The organism is Agrobacterium sp. GW821-FHT02D03 (genome assembly GCF_059421725.1).
In genome coordinates this window covers 1,165,377-1,187,519 of record NZ_JBWKVN010000001.1, presented here as the reverse complement: position 1 = coordinate 1,187,519, position 22,143 = coordinate 1,165,377, and the positions used below count along the sequence as shown (strand labels likewise).

15 protein-coding genes and 1 pseudogene are annotated in these 22,143 nt (G+C 59.9%); 7 read left to right on the top strand and 9 right to left on the bottom strand.

The window, feature by feature from the left end:
* Positions 1-103 precede the first annotated feature (103 nt).
* Both mcpU and AC07U5_RS05535 read left to right on the top strand, forming a co-directional pair.
* Positions 104-2,190: pseudogene (gene mcpU, locus AC07U5_RS05540) on the top strand (methyl-accepting chemotaxis protein McpU).
* A gap of 153 nt (positions 2,191-2,343) precedes the next feature.
* Entirely contained in the window at positions 2,344-2,823 is a 480-nt protein-coding gene (locus tag AC07U5_RS05535; protein ID WP_274102108.1) for a DUF2938 domain-containing protein, read from the top strand.
* Here the strand turns inward: AC07U5_RS05535 and AC07U5_RS05530 are convergent.
* Positions 2,820-3,695: a LysR family transcriptional regulator gene (locus AC07U5_RS05530; protein ID WP_112956685.1), complete on the bottom strand. Its 876-nt coding sequence runs from the start codon at positions 3,693-3,695 to the stop codon at positions 2,820-2,822. The genes AC07U5_RS05535 and AC07U5_RS05530 overlap by 4 nt on opposite strands.
* 125 nt (positions 3,696-3,820) lie before the next feature.
* On the opposite strand from AC07U5_RS05530, the gene AC07U5_RS05525 reads away from it, so the two are divergent.
* Both AC07U5_RS05525 and AC07U5_RS05520 read left to right on the top strand, forming a co-directional pair.
* Positions 3,821-5,404, top strand: coding sequence for a proton-conducting transporter transmembrane domain-containing protein (locus tag AC07U5_RS05525; protein WP_343108707.1), 1,584 nt, complete (start codon positions 3,821-3,823; stop codon positions 5,402-5,404).
* 5 nt (positions 5,405-5,409) lie between these two features.
* The gene (locus AC07U5_RS05520; RefSeq protein ID WP_494722500.1) at positions 5,410-7,824 is read left to right on the top strand and encodes a YbcC family protein; all 2,415 of its coding nucleotides are present in this window, start codon (positions 5,410-5,412) and stop codon (positions 7,822-7,824) included.
* A gap of 247 nt (positions 7,825-8,071) precedes the next feature.
* Here AC07U5_RS05520 and ypfJ read toward each other — a convergent pair whose 3' ends face one another.
* Positions 8,072-8,968, bottom strand: a complete 897-nt coding sequence (gene ypfJ / locus AC07U5_RS05515) for a KPN_02809 family neutral zinc metallopeptidase (protein WP_111846866.1) — start codon at positions 8,966-8,968, stop codon at positions 8,072-8,074.
* A gap of 74 nt (positions 8,969-9,042) precedes the next feature.
* Positions 9,043-9,711 (bottom strand): glutathione S-transferase, encoded by a 669-nt coding sequence (locus AC07U5_RS05510; protein WP_494722499.1) that lies wholly within the window; start codon positions 9,709-9,711, stop codon positions 9,043-9,045.
* A 259-nt stretch (positions 9,712-9,970) separates the two neighbouring features.
* Here AC07U5_RS05510 and carB point away from each other — a divergent pair, with 259 nt between their 5' ends.
* Positions 9,971-13,456 (top strand): carbamoyl-phosphate synthase large subunit, encoded by a 3,486-nt coding sequence (carB, locus tag AC07U5_RS05505; protein ID WP_062440386.1) that lies wholly within the window; start codon positions 9,971-9,973, stop codon positions 13,454-13,456.
* A gap of 196 nt (positions 13,457-13,652) precedes the next feature.
* Here the strand turns inward: carB and AC07U5_RS05500 are convergent, their stop codons facing one another.
* The 3 genes from AC07U5_RS05500 to AC07U5_RS05490 form a co-directional block, all read right to left on the bottom strand.
* Positions 13,653-14,438 (bottom strand): YfdX family protein, encoded by a 786-nt coding sequence (locus AC07U5_RS05500; RefSeq protein WP_274102102.1) that lies wholly within the window; start codon positions 14,436-14,438, stop codon positions 13,653-13,655.
* A 199-nt stretch (positions 14,439-14,637) separates the two neighbouring features.
* On the bottom strand, positions 14,638-16,089 hold the full coding sequence (locus AC07U5_RS05495) for a UdgX family uracil-DNA binding protein (RefSeq protein WP_494722498.1): 1,452 nt from the start codon (positions 16,087-16,089) through the stop codon (positions 14,638-14,640).
* Positions 16,089-17,321, bottom strand: coding sequence for a putative DNA modification/repair radical SAM protein (locus AC07U5_RS05490; protein ID WP_062440378.1), 1,233 nt, complete (start codon positions 17,319-17,321; stop codon positions 16,089-16,091). Before AC07U5_RS05490 ends, AC07U5_RS05495 begins: the two co-directional genes overlap by 1 nt.
* 221 nt (positions 17,322-17,542) lie before the next feature.
* Between AC07U5_RS05490 and greA the strand changes: the two genes are divergently transcribed.
* Positions 17,543-18,019 carry a transcription elongation factor GreA gene (gene greA, locus AC07U5_RS05485; protein ID WP_062426441.1) on the top strand — a complete coding sequence of 159 codons (477 nt, stop codon included), beginning with the start codon at positions 17,543-17,545 and terminating at the stop codon, positions 18,017-18,019.
* A gap of 32 nt (positions 18,020-18,051) precedes the next feature.
* A complete protein-coding gene (locus AC07U5_RS05480; RefSeq protein ID WP_494722497.1) occupies positions 18,052-19,101 on the top strand; it encodes a glycosyltransferase family 4 protein in 1,050 nt (349 codons plus the stop codon).
* Between the two features lie 75 nt (positions 19,102-19,176).
* Here AC07U5_RS05480 and AC07U5_RS05475 read toward each other — a convergent pair whose 3' ends face one another.
* The 3 genes from AC07U5_RS05475 to AC07U5_RS05465 are packed head-to-tail and all read right to left on the bottom strand — an operon-like array spanning position 19,177 to position 22,109.
* Positions 19,177-20,220 (bottom strand): glycosyltransferase, encoded by a 1,044-nt coding sequence (locus AC07U5_RS05475; RefSeq protein WP_494722496.1) that lies wholly within the window; start codon positions 20,218-20,220, stop codon positions 19,177-19,179.
* Between the two features lie 52 nt (positions 20,221-20,272).
* Positions 20,273-21,064: a glycosyltransferase family 25 protein gene (locus AC07U5_RS05470; protein ID WP_494722495.1), complete on the bottom strand. Its 792-nt coding sequence runs from the start codon at positions 21,062-21,064 to the stop codon at positions 20,273-20,275.
* Between the two features lie 10 nt (positions 21,065-21,074).
* Complete coding sequence (locus AC07U5_RS05465) at positions 21,075-22,109, bottom strand: glycosyltransferase (protein ID WP_494722494.1); 1,035 nt, start codon at positions 22,107-22,109, stop codon at positions 21,075-21,077.
* Positions 22,110-22,143 lie beyond the last annotated feature (34 nt).

Here is a 22,143-nt window from a genome sequence, read left to right as displayed (position 1 = left end):
AACTGACGAAAATCAATTCTCGGGTGCATGACGCGCGCCGCAATTGCCAGTGGCATGTTTCCAGTCAATCCGGCTTCATGCCGGGCCATCCGAGGACCATATCTTGTCCACGAAATCGAACTTGATGACGCGGATCGTCATTTCCGCATCCTGCCTTGTCGTCGCTGCCTTTGCCGGCTTCTCTCTCTATATCGATAGCCTCCAGCGCGGCGCCGCCAACAGCTTTGTCTCCGACAAGGTGAGCTCTACCGGTGAAGAAGCGGCACTCAGCATTGCCAACTGGCTGAACGGTCGCGTCATCATGACCGAGATGGTTGCTTCGGCGCTGAGCAAGGGCGCCGACCAGGTCACGCTCGACAAGGCGCTCGAGAACGACGTTCTGGTGCGCGAATTCAAGTCCACCTATTTCGGCGACGAGGCCGGTGTGTTCACCACTTGGCCAAACGAGAAGATGCCGGAAGGTTACGATCCACGCAAGCGCCCCTGGTACCAGGCGGCTGTTGCGGTCAACGCGCCGATCCTGACAGAGCCCTATATCGATTCCTCCACCAGCGAACTGGTCGTCAGCGCCGCCATTCCGGTGAAGCGCAACGGCAAGCTCGCAGGCGTCGCCGCAAGCGACTTCACGCTGACGAGCCTTGTCGAGATGATCAAGAAGATCGATGCCGGCCCGGATGGCTACGCGTTCCTCGTCAATAATGACGGGACGATCCTGATCCACCCGGATGCGGGCGTGATCTCCAAGACGCTTGCAGATCTCTTCCCGACAGACACGCCGAAGATCAGCACGGCGCTCAGCCAGACGCAGTTGAACGGTGCCGATAAGATCATCAGCTTCATTCCGGTGCAGGGTCTGCCCTCGGTCAGCTGGCACCTGGGCTTCGTCGTCGACAGCAAGGCCGCTTTCGCCTCCGTTTCGACCTTCCGTGTTGCCGCGATCATCGCCACGGCTCTCGCGGTTGCCTGCATGATCGGCTGCCTGGTTCTGCTTTTGAGCCGCGTGGTCATCACGCCGGTGACGCGCATGACGTTCGCCATGGAGCAGCTTGCCGCCGGGAACCTCAACATCGCCATTCCCGGCCAGGAGCGCACCGACCAGATCGGCTCGATGGCCAGCGCCGTTGCCGTCTTCCGTACCAATGCGCTGGAGCGCCAGCGTCTGGAGGGCGATGCCGAGCGCAACCGCACCATGACGGAACAGGAGCGTGCCGAGCGCGAGCGCCAATCCGCCAAGGATAGCGCCGATATCCAGTTCGCCGTCGATGCGCTGGCCGAAGGCCTGACCCATCTCTCCAATGGCAACCTCAACCACCGCATCAACACGCCCTTCGTCGCGCGCGTCGATCGCCTGCGTTCCGACTTCAACGCCTCCATCGCCAAGCTCAATGCGGCCCTCGTCAATGTCGGCCACAATGCCAATGCCATCGATGCCGGTGCGAGCGAAATCCGTCACTCGGCGGACGATCTCTCCAAGCGCACCGAGCAGCAGGCAGCCTCCGTCGAAGAGACCGCCGCAGCGCTTGAGGAAATCACCACCACCGTCAAGGATTCGGCCAAGCGGGCCGAAGAGGTCGGTCGCCTGGTGGAGCGCGCGCGTCAGAACGCCGAACAATCCGGTGTCGTCGTTGGCGATGCGGTGAAGGCCATGGAGGGCATCGAGCACTCCTCCAACGAGATCTCCAAGATCATCGGCGTCATCGACGAGATTGCCTTCCAGACCAACCTGCTGGCCCTTAATGCGGGCGTGGAAGCCGCCCGTGCCGGTGAAGCTGGCAAGGGCTTTGCTGTCGTTGCCCAGGAAGTGCGCGAACTCGCTCAGCGCTCTGCCAATGCCGCCAAGGAAATCAAGACCTTGATCAGCACGTCTACCACGCAGGTTGAATCCGGCGTGACGCTGGTCGGCAATGCCGGCAAGGCGCTGGAAACCATCGTTGCGGAGTACAGGAGATCAACAAGCACATCGACGCCATCGTGCTTGCTACCCGCGAACAGTCGACCGGTCTGCAGGAGATCAACACCGCAATCAACACGATCGACCAGGGAACGCAGCAGAATGCCGCGATGGTGGAAGAACAGACTGCCGCGAGCCACGGCCTCGCGTCGGAAGCTGCGGCCCTGAAAACGCTGCTCGCTCAGTTCAAACTCTCACAGAACGAAAGCCGACATAGAAGCTACGGCCAGGCTGCCTGATCGTCAGCCTAGACCAGACAAACGAGGCCCGAGAACCGCGAGCGGTTTTCGGGCCTTTTTCTTTTACGCCAGACCACGGCGCGCCTGCCTGCCCTTGCCTCACCCTCAGGCGCGAGCCATCTTCTCCACATCACGATTCGGGAGGGATAACGGATGTGGGAGATTCTCTGGCGCGGTACGGCAATGGGGATTGGCGGTACGCTCTTCATGGATATCTGGGCGATCATCCTGCACCGCGCCTTCGGCCAATCGGCCGCCAATTGGGGCCCGGTCGGCCGTTGGTTCTGGCACCTGCCCAGGGGCAAAGTCTTCCACGACAGTATTGCCAAGGCCGAACCGCACACCAATGAGGTCGCGATCGGCTGGATCGCCCATTATGCGGTCGGCATTCTTTACGGCATTATCCTTGCGTTGATCGTGCCACCGGGCTGGTTTATGGCCCCGACCTTCCTGCTACCCTTCATCATCGGCATCGTTACCGTGGGTGCCGGCTGGTTCCTGCTCCAACCCGGCCTCGGCATCGGCTGGGCTGCCTCCAAGACGCCGAACCCCAACAAGGTGCGCGCGCTCAACCTCGTTGCTCATACGATTTTCGCGCTTGGCATGTTTGTCACTGCGCTGCTGATTGCCTAACTCTCACCCTGCAGAAGCGGCTTTAACAGCGGGTTGGGGAAACGGCGCTTGATCGTCACGGCGTAGAAGGATTCGACCATGCCCGGCAGCGCGTCGAACTCTACTAGTGTGCCTGCCTCCAGCTCCCCTTTGACGACGATCGGCGGCAGAACCGCAAGCCCTGCCCCCTCTCGTGCCAGAAGACGCATCATCGCCATGTCATCGACTTCGGCTGCGATCTGAGGACTGAGGCCAAGCCGCGCGGTCAGAGCCTCGAACTGAGTACGCACGCTGCTTTCGAGCGTCGGCAGGATGACCGGATGTTCGGCCAAAAGATCCGCGAGCGTCGCTCCCGGCTTGCCGAAGGACGGCCTGCCGACAAGGCTGACCCGCTGCTGATAGATATGTTGGGCAATGAAGGGTGTGACGGAATCCGCCATCGGCGGCTGGTTCAGGAGAACGATATCGAGGTTCAGCGTTTCCAGCGCGCCCAAAAGCTCGCTCGTACTGCCCGAGCGCAGAATCATATCGACATCCGAACGCCCGAGGATCGGCCGCAGAAACTCGATCTGGAAGTTGCGTGACAGCGTGGCGAGCGCGCCAATGCGGATGGCGCGGCGGCTTCGTCCCGTCTCTTTCAAAGTCTCGATCAGCTCCTCACCAGCGGCGAAGATCGTGTCGGCGCGGTCAAGCGCAATGCGACCGGCCTCGGTCAGGTAAAGCTGCCGCCCTCGCCGCTCGAAGAGCGCATGACCGAGCCGCTCCTCCAACTGCTTGATCTGAATGGATAATGCCGACTGCGACAGGTTCAGCCGTTCTGCCGTGCGAGTCAGATTGCCGTCATGAGCCACAGCACGGAAATAGCGAAGATGGTGATAATTAAGATCGGACATCGTTCTATTTTATAGAACGTTTCAAGAGAAACAATGAATTTTTATAGGGCTTCGGTTCCTGATAATCCGTTTGTCATACGCCGCTGCTCATCCTCCCCAAGCAGCCCACAGACCGGAGAACTCTCGTGATCTACGCTCTACCGCTCCTCGCGCCGCTTCTTCTCGCCTATGCCTCGTATAGTGCCTTCAAGGCACCGGGTCTTCGTCCGCGCGCGGCAATCCGCCTCGCAGAACTTGCCGCCCTCGCGTCCATTCTCGTCGCTCTTCTCTCAAGCCTCGTCCTCGCTCTCTACGGACCCGGCACGAGCCCGATGATCGGCTACAGCTACGTGGCGCTCGCCTCGAGGCTCGACCTCGTCAGCCTGGTGATGCTTCTGCTCGTCTCCTTCATCGGCTGGGTCGTGCTGCGCTATGCCGGGACCTTTCTCGATGGAGAAGCCCGGCAAGGACCCTTTACCGGCTGGATGACGGCAACGCTTGCCGCGGTTCTCCTGCTCGTTCAATCCGGCACGTTGCTGCAACTCGTCATCGGCTGGTGTGCGGCAAGTCTTCTGCTTCACCAGTTGCTGATCTTCTATCCGGAGCGGATTGCTGCAAGGCGCGCTGCGCGTAAGAAGTTCTTCGTCTCGCGGCTTGGCGATATCGCCCTGATCGGCGCCGTTGTCCTGCTTGCCGTCGCCTTCAGGACCGGTGACATCGCCACCATCCTTCTCGAAGCACAAAAGGGAGAAGGCCTGCCGCTGACGATCGCCGCCGCAGCACTTCTGGCTGTCGCTGCCCTGTTGAAGTCTGCACAATTCCCCACCCATGGATGGCTGACGGAAGTCATGGAGACGCCAACACCGGTTTCTGCACTTCTCCATGCGGGCGTCGTCAATGCCGGCGGCTTCCTCCTCATCCGCTTCGCCGATGTCATGCTACAGGCTCCCATCGTCCTTGCAGCTCTGGTCATGGTCGGCGGCTTCACCGCGATCTTTGGCAGTGTGGTGATGCTGACCCAATCTGCGGTCAAGACCTCGCTCGCCTGGTCGACAGTGGCGCAGATGGGCTTCATGATCCTGCAATGCGGCCTGGCACTTTTCCCCATCGCCCTGCTGCACATCGTCGCGCATTCGCTCTACAAGGCTCATTCCTTCCTGGCGTCCGGCTCGGCCATCGAAACCGTTGCCTCGATCCGCCGCCCGGGCCCGATCACCATCCCCAATGCCAAGGCCGTCGGTCGCGCCTTCCTGCTCGCTCTTGCCATCTATGCGGTAATCGGTCTCCTCTTCGGCTTTGCCGACAAGCCACCGCAGGCACTGGCACTCGGCGCGATCCTGATCTTTGGCGTGGCCTACCTGATCGCCCAGGGTCTGGCGGATGCCGCTCCGTGGGCGCTCACCTGGCGGACATCACTCTACGCCGTCCTGGCAGCCACCGCCTATTTCGCCCTGCAGAAGATCGCTGACGGGCTGATGCACGGCACGCTTCCGCCTCCGCCGCAGCCCGGCCCACTGGAATGGACGCTGATGCTGCTGGCCGTCGTCACCTTCGGCCTCGTCGCGGTTGCCCAGTCGCTGTTTCCTCTCTGGGCCTACCATCCGGCAGCAGCCGGTCTGCGCGTCCACCTCGCCAACGGGCTTTACGTCAATGCCCTGTTCGATCGCCTGCTTGGTGGCTGGAAACTCCCCGCCTACACCTCCGCAACCTCCGCTCCCGTGAAGGAGTAAGTCTCATGACCACCATAACCCCAGTCGATACACTTCACGGCGATGCTCTGGCAAAAGCTGCAGATCAGGCCGTGCGGGCCATTCCACCAGCCTGGCCCTTGACGGCGACCGTTGCCGTCAACCCTTTCCTTGGACAGTCGAACGAGACCTTTGATCAGACAGCGGCACTGCTTGCCCGCGTCGGAGGCGTGCGGCTTGCTCTGCCCCGCAGGCACTTTGCAGACAAGATCGCCACGGGTGCCATGACGGACGAGGACATCCTCGCGGCACTCCACACGAACGCAGCAGACCCGAGCATCGATCTGGCCGCCATCAAGGCTGCCCTCTCGAAGGAAGCGTCACCGATCCAGGCTCTGCCGACCGTGGCGGATCTTGCGGCAAAGGCGACGGATCAGGATTGGCCGGGCCTGATCTCGGATCGGATCGGCACTTTCGCTGCGGGCTTTTTCGATCAGGGCCAGGCCCTTTGGGCGGCATCGAGACGCAACGGCCTCTACGCCGCCTGGCGGGCCTTTGCCACCCATGACCTCACCCCGGAAATCCTCGGTCTCAAAGGCTTCGGTATCCATGTGTCGGACACCCCCGAAACGCCCCATGCTGCCATCGAACGGGCTGCCGTTTCGCTTGGGCTTGGCGCAGAGCCCGGCAGCTATTTCCACCAGCTGCTGCTGACGCTGGGCGGCTGGGCGCAATATGCCCGCCACATCCAGTTCAAGGCCGAAGTCGACGGCGGCGTCGACACAACAGCGCTTGAACTTCTCGCAATCCGCCTGGTGTTTGAGGAAGCGCTGTACCTCAAGCACAAAACAGATATCGAAGCCGAGTGGCGGAAGGCCCGCACCGCCCATGTGGCGCCTGTTGTCGCCAATCGCGACATCCAGATCGACAGCCTTCTGCAGTCTGCGGCCGAACACGCGGCCCAGAGAAAGCTCGCAGCCGCTCTCGCCGCGCCTTCGACGGCCACCGTGGCAGACCAGCGGCCGATACTGCAGGCAGCCTTCTGCATCGATGTCCGTTCCGAAGTCTTCCGGCGGTCGCTCGAAAGCATGGACCCGTCCATCCGCACGATCGGCTTTGCCGGCTTCTTCGGCCTTGGTGCCAGCCATCACGGCTTTGCCTCCGATGTCGCAGAACACAGGCTGCCGGTGCTGCTGAAGCCATCCGTCTTCACCTGCAGCGCCGTCGATGACAATCAGAAGGCGGACCAGAAGGCCCGCTTCGGTGCGCGGGCCATCCGCGCCTGGGGCCGGTTCAAGCTCGCCGCCGTTTCCTCCTTCGCCTTCGTCGAAGCGATGGGACCGGTCTATGCAGGCAAGCTTCTGCGCGACGGCCTGCGATTCACCAAGTATGCAAAGCCCGACAAGGCCAAGCCTCGGTTTGTCCAAAACCTCGACCTGGAAACGAAGGCAGCCATGGCGGAAAGGGTGCTGAAAGCCATGTCGCTGACCGAGGGCTTCGGCCGCTTCGTGCTGATCTGCGGTCACGGCGCCAATGTCGTCAACAACCCTTACGCCAGCGCGCTGCATTGCGGCGCCTGCGGCGGCCATGCGGGTGATGTCAATGCACGTCTGCTGGCCGATCTCATCAACGATCGGGCGGTGCGTGAGGCCCTTACCACACAAGGGATCACCATTCCGGACGACACCATCTTCCTTGCCGGCCTGCACGACACGACGACGGATGCCGTCACGCTCTTCGAAGACGATCTCGATCACAAGATCGCCTCCAAAGATCTCGCGCAACTGCGCAAATGGCTGGCGGATGCGGGCCGCCTGACGAGAGCAGAGCGTGCACGCCACCTCCCGCGGGCGACAGGGGACAACCTGCATGCGCGCAGCCGCGACTGGTCGGAGACCCGGCCTGAATTCGGCCTTGCCGGGTGCCGCGCCTTCATCGCCGCTCCACGGGCACGCACGGCGGGCAAATCGCTGGAGGGACAGGCCTTTCTGCATGACTACATCTGGCAAAAGGATGAGGACTTCAAAATCCTCGAACTCATCCTGACCGCACCCGTGGTCGTCGCAAGCTGGATCAGCCTGCAGTATTTCGGCTCGGCGGTCGCACCCTCCCTCTTCGGTGCGGGTAACAAGCTGCTTCACAATGTCGTCGGTGGCATCGGCGTGGTCGAAGGCAATGGCGGCAATCTGCGCGCCGGGCTACCCTGGCAATCGGTGCATGATGGTGAAAAACTGGTCCATGAACCGCTGCGCCTGACGGTCGCCGTAGAGGCCCCGAAGGAGGCGATCGCCGACATCCTGCGTCGGCATCCGCATGTGAGCGCGCTGTTTGACAATGGCTGGCTCGCGCTCATCACGATCGACGATCAAGGCCAGCTTGCATGGCGCTACAGGAACGGTGGAACTTGGGAGAAGATGGACGGCGGAGAGAGGGACGCTCCGTCGCGGAGGCTGGCGAGTTAAATCGTCGATCTGGTTGCTCCCCCAAGTTCAACGCGCTGCGGTTTCTCAAAGGGACGCCGCGGCGCCTCAACGGGGGCCCGCGTTTTCTCATAAAAGAAACGCGACGTTCATCGTAATGCGGGAGGTCTAGACCTCCACTGCCGTCATCCTCGGGCTCGACCCGAGGATCCATAAGCCGTTGACTGCTCGGGAAGACATGGATCCCCGCCTCAAGGGCGAGGATGACGAGGAGAACGTGAGACGCCCCTCAAATATCAGCCGAGAACGTATCGCAATCCTCAACCCGCCCGCTCTCAAACCCGCGGCGGAACCATTCGACGCGCTGCGCCGAAGTGCCGTGGTTGAAGCTGTCGGGAACGACATAGCCCTGCGTTTTCTTCTGCAGCGTGTCGTCGCCAATCTGGTGGGCGGCGTTCAGCGCCTCTTCCAGATCGCCGGCCTCGAGAATGCCCTTCTGCTGCGTGGACTTGCCCCAGATGCCGGCATAGCAATCGGCCTGCAGTTCCACCTTCACCGAAAGCGCGTTGGCCTGGCTCTCACTCATGGACTGGCGACGCTGGTTGAATTCCGGAAGCACGCCGGTGAGGTTCTGGACGTGATGGCCCACCTCATGCGCAATCACATAGGCCTGGGCAAAATCGCCCGAGGCGCCGAAACGCTGCGAAAGCTCGCGGAAAAAGTCGGTGTCCAGATAGACCTTGCGATCCACCGGGCAGTAGAACGGGCCGGATGCCGACGTCGCGTTACCGCAGGCAGAGCGAACCTGGCCGGAAAACAGAACCAGCGTCGGCTTCTGATAGGTTTCGCCGGATGCCTGGAAGATCTTGCCCCAGGTGTCTTCGGTCTCTGCCAGAATGGTGCGGACGAACGCCGTCGTCTCGTCACTGGATTGGCCTTGCGGGCGCGTCCCGGTCTGTTGTTGCTGACTGCCGCTATCCGTCGACATATCGCCTGAGAGCAAGGCGAGCGGATTAATGCCAAGCGCCCAGCTGATCAGCAAAATAACGACGAGACCGCCGATACCGATACCGCCTCCGCGACCGCCGGTCGGTAAGCGAAAACCACCGCCGCCGCCCATGCCGCCGGTCGACATGCCGCGTCTATCTTCGATGTTGTCCGACTGGCGGCGCCCTCTCCACTGCATGGCAATCTCCCCTTCAATATGCTTGCGCTAAACGCTAACTACCGCAAAGCGTTCCCGCAAGAGGAGTACTCGTGTCAGCTGCGCGCGTAGATATAGGCTCCGCCTTTCTCAAGCGCGCGCTGGTAGGCAGGCCGCGCGCGTATGGCATCGAGAAAGCGCCTGATCGCCTTCGTTTCGCCAACGCCATCCGCTCGGCTCATGGCCGCCTCGACCGGAAAGCTCATGGCAATATCCGCGCCAGTCAGCATGTCTCCGGCAAAATAGCCGTGCCTGGAAAGTTCGGCCTCCCAATAGGCCACATGGTCGATCAGTTGCGGATCGATGAGCTTTGCCGCCACGCCCTTGGAGATCATAGCCGCCACGGGCCTTAAGAAAAACGGCATCTGGCTCGGCAGGCGGGAGAAAAGAAGCTTGAGCAACAGAAGCGGCATGGCCGATCCTTCGGCATAATGCAGCCAGTAGAGATAGCGCCGATAGCCATCCGTGCCTTTCTCCGGCCGGAACCTGCCCTCGCCATAGGTATCGAGCAGATATTCGATGATCGCGCCACTCTCTGCATAGACCGTGCCCCGATCCTCGATCACCGGAGACTTGCCGAGCGGATGGACCTGTTTGAGGCTCTTCGGCGCGCGCATGTCCGACCCGCGCTTGTAGGTTTTTACCTCATAGGGAAGCTCAAGTTCCTCCAGCAGCCAGAGAATGCGGTGCGCGCGGGAATTTTCCAGGTAATGAACGATGATCATGATTATCCTGCATCCGGTTGGAGGCGACGATTTAAGCGGTTGAAGAAGCTTACGTTTGACAACGCGCGGAGGATCACCCGGCATGATCCTTTTGCGGCGCGAGAACTTTCCTGTCGGAAAGCGAAGATTCGGGGTTCCGTTCGCCAAAACATTTGCCTATAAGCCGCTTCTAGCCTGAAAAGATTTGGAATTGCGCGCCCCGGCCGGTGAAGTTTCACCATGGCCGTTTTTTGCGCAACACGAAAGCGGAACGAGAGCCATGCCAAAGCGCCAAGATATCAAATCCATCCTCATCATTGGCGCGGGACCGATCGTCATCGGTCAGGCATGCGAATTCGACTATTCCGGCACTCAGGCCTGTAAGGCGCTGAAGGAAGAAGGTTACCGGGTCATCCTGGTCAACTCCAACCCCGCCACCATCATGACCGACCCCGGCCTTGCGGACGCGACTTACGTCGAACCGATCACGCCGGAAGTGGTCGCCAAGATCATTGCCAAGGAACGCCCCGATGCGCTGCTGCCCACCATGGGCGGTCAGACGGCACTCAACACCGCGCTCTCCTTGAAGCGCATGGGCGTGCTCGACCGCTACAATGTCGAGATGATCGGCGCCAAGCCGGAAGCGATCGACAAGGCCGAAGACCGCGCCCTCTTCCGCGAGGCCATGGCGAAGATCGGCCTCGAAACCCCACGCTCGATGCTGGCAAACGCCACCGAGATCAAGGATGCCGACCGCAAGAAGCATGAGGCAGCCCGCGCAGAGGTGAAGAGCAAGCTTTCCGGCGCCGACCTCGACAAGGCACTGGACGAGTTGGAAAACCAGTGGAACCTCGGTGAGACGGACCGCAAGCAGCGCTACATGGCGCATGCCATGGCAATCGCCGCCCAGGCGATCGACCACGTCGGTCTGCCAGCCATCATTCGCCCGTCCTTCACACTTGGCGGTACAGGCGGCGGCATTGCCTATAACCGCTCAGAATTCTTCGATATCGTCTCTGGCGGCCTCGATGCCTCGCCAACGACGGAAGTTCTGGTCGAAGAATCGGTTCTCGGCTGGAAGGAATATGAAATGGAAGTCGTCCGCGACAAGGCGGACAACTGCATCATCATCTGCTCTATCGAAAACATCGACCCGATGGGCGTTCACACCGGCGACTCGATCACCGTTGCTCCGGCCCTGACGCTGACGGACAAAGAATACCAGATCATGCGCAACGCCTCGATTGCGGTTCTGCGTGAGATCGGCGTCGAAACCGGCGGCTCGAACGTCCAGTTCGCCGTCAACCCGAAGGATGGCCGCCTCGTCGTCATCGAAATGAACCCGCGCGTCTCGCGCTCGTCTGCGCTTGCCTCCAAGGCAACCGGCTTCCCGATCGCCAAGGTCGCGGCCAAGCTTGCCATCGGCTATACGCTGGACGAACTCGACAACGACATCACGGGAGGCGCAACGCCTGCCTCCTTCGAACCGTCCATCGACTATGTCGTGACGAAGATCCCGCGCTTTGCCTTCGAAAAATTCCCCGGCGCTTCGCCGATCCTCACCACCGCCATGAAGTCGGTCGGTGAAGTGATGGCGATTGGCCGTACATTTGCCGAATCGCTGCAGAAGGCGCTGCGCGGCATGGAAACCGGCCTCACCGGTCTCGATGAGATCGAAATCCCCGGTTACGAAGAAGGCGAAGGCTCCAAGAACGCCATCCGCGCTGCCATCGGCACGCCGACGCCGGATCGCCTGCGCATGGTTGCCCAGGCACTGCGCACGGGCATGTCCGAAGCCGAAGTGCACGAGAACTCCAAGATCGATCCATGGTTCATCGCCCAGTTCAAGGCGATCGTCGATATGGAAGCGCGTGTGCGCGAACACGGTCTGCCAACCGACGCCGAAAACCTGCGCATGCTGAAGGCCATGGGCTTCTCCGATGCCCGCCTCGCCTCTCTGACCGGCAAGCGCCCGAAGGAAGTGGCCGAGCTGCGTAACAGCCTAAATGTGCGCCCGGTCTTCAAGCGCATCGATACCTGCGCTGCCGAGTTCGCCTCTCCAACCGCCTATATGTACTCCACCTATGAGATGCCTTTCGTCGGCGCACTGCGCTCCGAAGCACAAGTCTCCGACCGCAAGAAGGTCGTGATTCTCGGCGGCGGTCCGAACCGTATCGGCCAGGGCATCGAGTTCGACTATTGCTGCTGCCATGCCGCCTTCGCGCTGAAGGATGCGGGCTTCGAAGCGATCATGATCAACTGCAACCCGGAGACGGTTTCGACCGACTACGACACCTCCGACCGCCTCTATTTCGAGCCTCTGACCGCTGAAGACGTGATCGAGATCATGCGCGCGGAACAGGAAAAGGGTGAACTGGTCGGCGTCATCGTGCAGTTCGGTGGTCAGACACCGCTGAAGCTTGCCGAAGCGCTGGAAAAGAACGGCATTCCGATCCTCGGCACCGCGCCGGACATGATCGACCTTGCCGAAGACCGCGACCGCTTCCAGAAGCTCTTGATGAAGCTCGATCTGGCGCAGCCGAACAACGGCATCGCCTACTCGGTCGAACAGGCTCGCCTCGTCGCTTCCGAAATCGGCTTCCCGCTGGTCGTTCGCCCCTCCTACGTTCTGGGTGGCCGCGCCATGCAGATCATCCATTCGGAAGGCCAGCTGCAGACCTATCTGCTCGATACCGTTCCAGGCCTCGTGCCGGAAGACATCAAGCAGCGCTACCCGAACGACAAGACCGGCCAGATCAACACGCTGCTCGGCAAGAACCCGCTGCTCTTCGATAGCTATCTGACCAATGCTGTCGAAGTGGACGTGGACGCGCTGTGCGACGGCGAAAGCGTCTTCGTCTCCGGCATCATGGAGCATATCGAGGAAGCCGGCATTCACTCGGGCGACTCCGCCTGCTCGCTGCCTGCCCGCTCGCTCTCGCCCGAAACGCTGGATGAGCTGGAACGCCAGACGGCAGCACTTGCCAAGGCGCTGAAGGTCGGCGGCCTGATGAACGTGCAATACGCCATCAAGGACGGCACCATCTACGTTCTGGAAGTCAACCCGCGCGCGTCGCGTACCGTGCCCTTCGTCGCCAAGACCATCGGCGCGCCGATTGCCAAGATCGCAGCCCGCGTCATGGCGGGTGAGAAGCTCGATGCGGCGATCGCCGCTTACGGCGAGAAGCCCGATCCACGCAACCTCAAGCACATCGCCGTCAAGGAAGCCGTCTTCCCCTTCGCCCGCTTCCCCGGCGTCGACATTCTGCTCGGACCGGAAATGCGCTCCACCGGCGAAGTCATCGGTCTCGACACCGATTTCGCGCTGGCATTTGCCAAGTCGCAGTTGGGCGCTGGCGTCGACCTGCCGCGCTCCGGCACGGTGTTCGTCTCGGTCCGCGATCAGGACAAGGAAGGCGTTCTGCCGGCGATCCGCATTCTGGTGGAAGCAGGCTTCAAGGTTCTGGCAACCGGCGGCACGCAGCGTTTCCTCGCGGAGCAAGGCATCGCAGCCGAGAAGATCAACAAGGTGCAGGAAGGTCGCCCTCACATTGAGGATGGCATTCGCAACCGTCAGGTCCAGCTGGTCATCAACACCACCGACAGCAACAAGGCGATCTCCGACTCCAAGTCGCTACGTCGCGCAACGCTGATGCAGAAGGTGCCCTACTACACCACCATGGCCGGTGCCGAAGCAGCAGCCCTTGCCATCAAGGCGCTGAAGGCCGGCAACCTCGAAGTGAAGCCGCTTCAGAGCTACTTCTGAGGCGCCCCGCCGAGTCGATAGATAAGCATGTCGCGCAAAAGTGGTCCCGGGTTTTGCGATAACGACATGCGACAAAACAAGGACTTGAAGCGTATGGAGCGAATCTAAAAGATCGCGATGCGCTTTAGAGTTTTCCAAAAACAAAGGCCTCCCCCGAACGGGGAGGCCATTTTCGTTTCAGTATGTGGAAGGGCAATTAGCCCTTTGGAGCAGCGGTCTTGTCTGTCGAAGGCGTGACCGCTGCGGCATTGGCAGGCTTTTCTGCCTTTGCCTTGTAAGGCTGACCGTAGATATCGACGATGTTAAGCATCGCGTTATCCGTCACATCCTTCAGCACCGCATTGGCTTCGTAGAACTTGCCCTGGTTGATCAGGTCGGCAGCCTTGCCAACATCGGTGACCGTCTGATTGAGCGGTAGGGCGGCGGTGATGAACTCGACATCGACATCCGCGACAGCGAGCTTTTCAAGCGCACCCTGACGATCGGAGGTCTTCAGGCTCTTATTGGCTTCGGTGATGGCTGCGACCTTTTCAGGCGTTGCCTTGAAGTCTTCACCGAGCGTCAACTGCGAGTCGACCGGCAGCCATTGGATGGGCGTCGCAGATGCGGGCTTTGCATCCGCCTTCGCATCACCGGCAACGGGTGCCTTGGTCGGTTTCGTGAGATCCGCTTCAGCCTTCATGAAGACTGCTTCGTCCTTGGATGCCTTCTGCAGCTCGTCCTTCGCCTTGTTAATGAAGGTCTTGGCCTCATCCGGCTTCGCGTTGAAGATTGCCAGGCGTGTTGCCTGAATGTCGGCCAAGGCCTGTGCACCGTCCTGGGAGAGACGTCCAACATCCTTGTCGATGGCCTTATTCGGAACAACAGCGCCCTTGGTTTCCGTCTGCGCTGCAGTTGCCGATGCAGCTTCGGCAGTGTAAGCAATTCCGCCGAGCATAGTACCGGCAACAAGAATAACAGCAAGATTATTACGAATAGACATGATACAAATCCTTTTATAACTTCCACATACAACATCATAACCACCGTTGGATGTTGATGCTGATTAAACTCCCAAAAACGGAGATAGTCGCATTACAATTACTTCATGAACGGCTTTTAATGTTTGGAAACAGCGCATTTTCGAAAAGGGCGAACTGTTCTACTGCGGCAGCAAGAACCAAAAGCGGGGACGCTTCACCTCACGCTTCGGACAATCGCCGCACGGCGCGCAGGTCTTCGACGAAGAGCGCCCTCTCCTGCGACTGACGTGCCGGGTCGGGAATTCTAAGCAGGTAGGATGGATGCACCGTGGCAAAGAGGATGCGTGAATTGTCCATGGGGATCGGCCGGCTGCGAACGCTCGAAAGCGTCTCTTTCGTCCCCGTCAAAGCGTAAACCGCCGTTGCGCCCATCGCGACAATAAGCTTGGGCTGAACGAGATCGATCTCCCGCGTCAACCACCAACGGCAACGCTCAACCTCACCGGCATTGGGTCTTTGGTGAATGCGTTTCTTGCCCCGCGCCTCGTATTTGAAATGCTTGACCGCGTTCGTCACATAGAGCGATGGACGCTCGATCCCCGTTTCCCCCAGGACCTGATCGAACACCCTACCCGCCGGACCGATAAAGGGTCGCCCGGCAAGATCTTCATGATCTCCCGGCTGCTCACCGACGACCATCACCTGCGCCTTCTCAGGCCCCTCGCCGAAGACGGTTTGCGTTGCGGCACAATGTAGCGGGCACATCTGACAGCTTTGAGCTTCACGCTTCACGCCAGCGAGCGTGTTTGCATCCGGCAGCACTTCCTGTGGCTTGGCTGCGGCCGCCGCCTGGATGCGATGGTGAAACATCTGCGGCTCCGTCGCAGCCTTGGCCGCCATGCTGAGCACGCGCGCCTCCGCGCCGATGACAAGTTCCGGGATGAGATCGGCCTCTGGCAGATTCTTCCAATACTTCTTCGGCATCTCTGCCGTCATGGCCTTGATCTTCAACCGCGCCGGATTGAAGATATTGGCATAGTAGGTGCGCCACAACTCGTCCGTCTCGTCGGAAATATCCGGGCGCTCCGCGGGCTCTCGCGACGTCTCAAGCAACTGACCATTCCAACGCGCAGACCCTTTCGGAGTCGCGATCAGCCAATCCATGTCGTTGAAGCGCCGCTGGAAGAACGGCGCCTTTCGCTCGACAATGAAATGATCCGGCTCGAACCACGCAATGAAGCAGCGCCGTGCTTGCGCGCCCTCGCCCGGCACTTCCTTGAAACGGACGAAGGCGGTCATCTTGTGGCTGTCGCGACGGACGGATTTCTCCATCTGCCGGGCCGCTTGAACATCCGGATCGGCCTTGATCTGCAACAGCGCCCGGTCCTGCTGCAGCCGCCACAGGAGACAATACAGCAAAGAAAAGCGCGCCGGATCGCTGTGGCAGATGATGGCTTCCGCCAATGGCAGAAAGGCCGACGGAACCGTGATCTGCGCTGGCGTCTTCGCTACCGGTAGAGAGGCCTGCTGCTCGAAATCAAGACGCGTGCCGCGGTCGCTCTTCAGCCGCCAGTCCACATCGCTCGGTGCCACACTCGCCGTAAGAAGCGAACGCGCGGCATCGCGCCATTCGCCAAAATTGCCCCTGCCCTCCAGTTCGACCGCATACATCACAGCAACGACAACTGTTCCGGCGGCGGCGTGAACATGGCACGCAGGTCGGGTCGCTCGGTCAACTTGCCCGGCGTCCAGCCATCAGCGACGACAAACGCCTTCACCTTCTTCAGCGATACGCCGAAGCGCGCCAGATCTTCCAAGCGCAGCCTCCGAAAGCGACGGGAGGACAGAATGGAGTTTACCGTCTTCACGCCGAAACCAGGCACGCGCAGCAGCATCTCTCTCTCACCCGAATTGACATCGACAGGAAACTTCTGGCGGTTGCCGAGTGCCCAGGCGAGCTTGGGATCGATATCGAGATCAAGCATGCCGTTCTGCTGGGTCGAGGTAATCTCGCCGATGTCGAAGCCGTAGAACCGGTAAAGCCAATCGGCTTGATACAGCCTGTGCTCGCGCATCAAGGGCGGCTTGATGAGCGGCAGGTTCTTAGACGAGTCGGGAATGGGGCTGAAGGCGGAGTAATAGACACGCCGCAGGCCATAGCTTCCGTAAAGCCGCGCACTGGTCGAGAGAATCGTGCCGTCATCAGCGCCATCGGCACCGACAATCATCTGCGTGCTCTGCCCCGCCGGCGCAAAGGTCTTGACCCGCTTCGTCTTCAGCGTCGGCTCGCCCGCCTCCTCGATCTTCAGCCGGATATCCGCCATGGAGCGACGAATATTGCCGGGCTGCTTTTCCGGCGCGAACTTGCCAATTCCGCTATCGGTCGGGAGTTCGATATTGATTGAGAGACGATCGGCATAAAGCCCCGCTTCTTCGATCAGATGCGGCGATGCTTCAGGGATGGACTTCAGGTGGATATAACCCCGGAAGCCATGGGTGACGCGCAACTCCTTTGCTACGCGCACCAGTTCCTCCATCGTGTGGTCCGAAGAGCGAATGATGCCGGAAGAGAGGAACAGACCCTCGATGTAGTTTCGCCGGTAAAATTCCAGCGTCAGCCACACGACCTCTTCCACGGTAAAGCGTGCGCGCTCGACATTGCTCGACGAACGGTTGATGCAATAGGCACAATCATAGATGCAGAAATTGGTCAGAAGAATCTTTAAAAGCGAGATACAACGACCATCCGGCGCATAGGCATGGCAGATGCCAGAGCCCTCCGTCGACCCCAGCCCGCCGCTTTGCGCCGAGTTGCGTTTTGAGGTCCCGCTGGACGCGCAGGAGGCGTCATACTTCGCTGCATCGGAGAGAACTGCAAGCCGCTCTTTGATTGACTTCTTCATAGTATGTTCTCTATATGTTCCAATGACGAAAGTCAAATCACAAGCGGAGCACGTTGAAAATGCTTGTTTTTAACGGGCTTTTTAATTTGCTGGCATTTCAGGATGCTCTTCTGATATAGTCCGACAAATTGTGATTTTGACATGGTTCCGAAGTTTTGCTCCGGAACCTGTTTCTTTTTGTGTCTGCGACTACCGCGGTGCGAATGTGAAGGAATAAAAAGATGGTAGAAAAAGTACCGATGACCCAGGGCGGTTACGTCAAGTTGCAGGAAGAACTTCGCTGGCGTCAGCAGGAAGAGCGCCCGCGCATCATCGAGGCGATCGCTGAAGCGCGCGCCCATGGCGACCTGTCGGAAAATGCCGAGTATCACGCCGCCAAGGAAGCGCAGAGCCACAATGAAGGCCGCATCTCCGAGCTGGAAGATCTGACCGCGCGCGCCGAGATCATCGATCTCTCCAAGATGTCCGGTTCCAAGATCAAGTTTGGCGCCACCGTCAAGCTCATTGATGAAGACACCGATGAAGAAAAGACCTACCAGATCGTTGGCGATCAGGAAGCCGACGTGAAGGAAGGTCGCATTTCGATCTCCTCTCCCATTGCCCGCGCCCTGATCGGCAAGGAAGTCGGTGACAGCATTGAAGTGAATGCGCCTGGCGGCTCGCGCGGCTACGAGATCCTGTCCGTCAACTGGAACTGAAATCCCCCGCTCCTGTTGCGAGACTTCAAGACTTGCCCCATGTCGATCTGAGAGATGTCCGCGTCCTTGCGCCGAACTTCAAGCGCAGGCTCTCGGGCGTGACATCCACGATCATTCAGCTCGTGCCGGTGCAGAACCGGCTCGGGCAGAAGATCGCCGTGATCGGACCCGGCTTGCCCGAAAGCCTGCCATATGTGCGTTTCCGCGATCTCTGGCGGCTCTGGCAAAACGGCCCGTCAGGCAGACCGCGCGTCTGGCATGCGCGCCGCAATATCGAAATGCTACCGGCCATCATCATGCGCGACATCCTGCGCATGAAGCTGAAGATCGTCTTCACCTCCGCCTCGCAGCGCAAGCACACCGGCTGGACCAAATTTCTGATTTCCAGAATGGATGGCGTGATTGCCACCAATAGCCAGACGGCCTCCTATCTGGAGGTACCGAGCACGGTCATCATGCACGGCATCGACACCGATCGCTTCTCCCCGCCCGCCGATAAGGCTGAGGCAAAGGTCGCACGCGGCCTCGATCCTCAGCGCAAATATGCCGGCTGCTTCGGCCGTATACGGCATCAGAAGGGTACCGATCTCTTCGTTGACACGATGATCCGCGTTCTGCCAGACCACCCGCAATGGTCGGCCATCGTTGCCGGACGCGCGACAGGTCCGCATGTGGATTTCGAAAATGGCCTAAAGGAAAGAGTGCGCGCCGCAGGTCTTGCCGACCGCATCCTCTTCGTCGGAGAGCATACCAACATCAACGAATGGTACCGCGCGCTTGACCTGTTCATCGCCCCCCAGCGCTGGGAAGGATTTGGCCTCACCCCTCTGGAAGCGATGTCGACGGGTGTGCCCGTGATCGCAACGGATGTCGGCGCCTTTCCGGAATTGGTGCGTGAAGGCGAAACCGGCACCGTCATTGGCCGCGATAATCTCGAAGCAATGGTTGAAGCGACCTCTGGCTTCTTAAGCGATCCCGAGATGATTCAGCGTAGAAGTGCGGCTGCACGCCAGACTGCAGTGGAAAATTTCGCGCTCGAAGGTGAAGCCCGGTCTCTCGGCGCCATCTATGCGCACGTTTAGACAGCCGAGTATCGCTTTTCCGATCGCAATACCGGACCGTGCTATCGCGGCGTAAGCTGAGCCAGCGCGATGGGTTCACCGCCTGCCGCTGCGTAATTCCTCAAAAAATTCCAGATATTGATCGACGATCCGCTTTGCGGAAAAGCGTGCGGCCAATTGCTCTCGCCCACCTTGAACCAGCTTCGCTCGAAGCTCAGGCGACCCTTCCAGACGCAAGAGCGCCTGCGCCATACCTTCAACATCGTCAATCTCGGTGAAGAGAGCGCTTTCATCATGCGTCGCTGCCCAGGATGGTCCCTCGGTTTTGGTGGACACCACAGCCACTTCCGCCTTCCAGCCTTCAAGCAGCACGTTGCCAAGCGGCTCCTGTCGGCTCGGCACGCAGAACATATCAGCCGCCTTGATATAGGCCGCCGGCTCCGACACCCATCCGATGAAGCGGACACGATCGGCAATCCCAAGCTCTTGCACCAACTGCTCCAGATCGGCTCTATCGGGGCCATCGCCGACCAGCCAGAGCCAGAGGTGAGGCGTCGTCGCGACCGCGCGCAGCAAGGTGTCAAAGCCTTTGGTCGGCACGAAGCGGCCAAGACCGCAAACCAGAGGAACATCATCCGGCGTCGAAAAATCCGACCTCTTGACCACGGAAGTGCCAACCTCACCCGGAAAATTGGATATAATCGTCGTCTTACCCTGCCAGCCGAGTGTACGGCAATGTTCGATGACGTTGGGCGCATTGCCGACGATAGCATCGGTGTTACCGAAATAGCGGACGTGATGCGGATAGTCGCCAAGACGCACGACGCGTATGGCATGACCCGCGTCCGGCATCAGCCGCGATGTCGGCGCACGCCACCCCATCACCACATCGGCCGGCCACTGCTTCATCGAGCGCTTCAGCAACTGTGTGCGCAGCCACCAGTTGGGCCAGCGGCGAAGATAATAACCCTCATGGACCGTCCCCCGATCGTCAAGCTCGTGACGCCACGTTACGCCCGGCCGGATGGCGAATTGCTGCTCTATGCCACGCTCGTGAAAAGCGCGGGTGAGGCGTAGGAAGAATTGCTCGGTGCCGCCATCCGTGCCGAACTGCAGATGAAAGATCCGCTTCACGCTCATCGTAACGCACTTCCTCGGGCTTGGACTGTAAGGTGATTGTAACGGCTCGAAATCACAAAAAATACTTCCGCTTGGTCGCGATCAGCTTGTCCACCATAAGCCGCCGCTGTTTGCGCAGACCATAAAGGAAGCTGCGGGCATTACGGCTTCTCGATATCTTTCCGGGATGCGCAATATCGCTGACCGCATCGGTGGTGGACACGGGCCTTGGAAAGAAAGAATAGCCCCCGCCAACGCGGGTGATCCAGTAGCGGAAGAAGTTATCGACCGGCGCGAAGATCACACGGTGTCCATCGACGAACTCCTGCGCACCTTTCCTCGACCACAAAATGGCGCCTGTCGTCATAGGAAAATAGTGGGCGGAGCAAAGAGTAAATATATTTTTCCCGAAGCTCATGGTCTTCAGTGGACGGAAGATCTTCAGCTTCTCATTGCCCATATTGACGATCCGCCAATCGGGATCATGCGCATTGAGAAAACCGATCGTTTCCGTCACGATCGCCTGCAGAGCTTCATGCGGTGCGGCGTCATCTTCGATCACTAGGCAGTAGGATTTGTCCGTCCGAAGAAACGCCTTCGCCGCATTCAAGTGACTGAAATAGCAGCCGATTTCGCCACCGACCAACTCGCGGCCCATATAGCGTCTGGCAGCCGCGGCATCATAATCGGCGACCGTATCGAGAGCGAGCTTGCGCCCATCGAAAGCAGAGAGACGCTCGAATGCAACACCGGCTTTCTCAAGCGCCACCGACACTTGTGAGAAACGCTCCGTGCTGCCATCCAGATTGATGACGTAGCAGCAGAAATCGGCATTTGCCGGGATGTCATTTGAGTTGGAGACCATCAAAAACGCCCTATCGTTTCATCTGCTTGAACAGATCGAGATAGGCATCCACCACCGCATCCTTGCGGAAATCGGCGTCAAGCCTTACCCTGCCCTGCTCTCGCAGTTTCGCCGCCAGTTGATCGTCTGTGCGGATACGATTGATCGCCGCAAGGGTGCCATCCACATCGTCGATGTCACACATGAGCGCATCTTCCCCGTCCCGGATAAACCAGGACGGCCCTTCGGAACGAGTGGAGACCACCGGCACATCCGCCTGCCAAGCTTCGAGCACCACATTGCCAAGCGGCTCATGGCGCGATGGCATAACAAAGATCGAGCCCGCGGCAACGTAATCCATCGGCTCTTCGACCCAGCCAGTGAAGCGCGTGCGGTCTGCCATGCCCAGTTCCTGCACCAGTTGCTCCATCTCGGCCCGCTTGTCGCCTTCGCCGATCAGCCACAGCCAGGCATCGGGAATTTGCGCCACGGCCTTGATCAGAACATCGAACCCCTTGCGCCGGATGAACCGTCCGGTGCCCACGACGAGGAAGGCATCTTCCGGTGTACCCATGCTGGCACGCGATACCGGCTTGATGGTGGTTTCACGAACGAAATTGGAGACGACCTTGACCGGCTTCGTCCATCCCAATTGCATGCAGGCCTCGGCAATGCCGGGCGCATTGGCGACAATGAGATCGTTGTTACGGAAATTCTTGAGATGACGGGGATAGTCGCCAAGCCGCGTCAGCCGCACGCTGTTGCCATGTGCTGGAACAAGCCGCGAGGAGCGCGACATCCAGGCCATGACCACATCCGGCTTCCATTCGCGCATGATTTTGTTCACCTGCCAGCGAAGCCAGAGTGCCTTTGGCGAGATGCGGCGATATTCGCTTTCGATGGTGGGACCAAGGGCTGCAATCTCGTCGCGCCAGATGCGACCCGGACGCACGATAAAGCGCTGCTCGATGCCGCGATCGCCAAAAGCTGTTGCCAGATTGACGAAGAAGCGCTCGGCACCGCCCTCCTTGCCGAAATGCATATGAAGAATTCTTTCGGCACTCATCCAATATCGCTCCGCACCCGGCCAATGCTTAAGC